Origin of the sequence: Arthrobacter sp. E3 (assembly GCF_017353415.1) — a bacterium.
In the GTDB taxonomy this organism is placed as follows: domain Bacteria; phylum Actinomycetota; class Actinomycetes; order Actinomycetales; family Micrococcaceae; genus Specibacter.
Genome location: NZ_JAFMPX010000141.1, coordinates 1 through 255 on the forward strand (window position 1 = coordinate 1; position 255 = coordinate 255).

General features: G+C 63.5%; 1 pseudogene. It reads left to right on the forward strand.

The annotated features are described in order from the left end of the window. Positions 1 to 255: pseudogene (gene manB, locus JMA46_RS17695) on the forward strand (phosphomannomutase/phosphoglucomutase); the annotation flags it as partial.

The window sequence follows — 255 nt, forward strand, 5'->3', positions numbered from 1 at the left end:
GGCGGCGACATGCGCCCCTCCTCCCCTGACTTCTGCCAAGCCTTTGCCGAGGGAGCTGCCGGGCGCGGCGCCAATGTCAAGCTGCTCGGGCTGATCTCCACCGACGAACTGTACTTTGCCTCAGGCAGCCTGAACGCTGCAGGGGTGGTATTCACCGCCAGCCACAACCCTTCCGAGTACAACGGCATGAAGATGACCCGTGCCGGCGCTGTTCCGCTGTCCTCCGAAACCGGTTTGATTCAGATCCGCGACCTG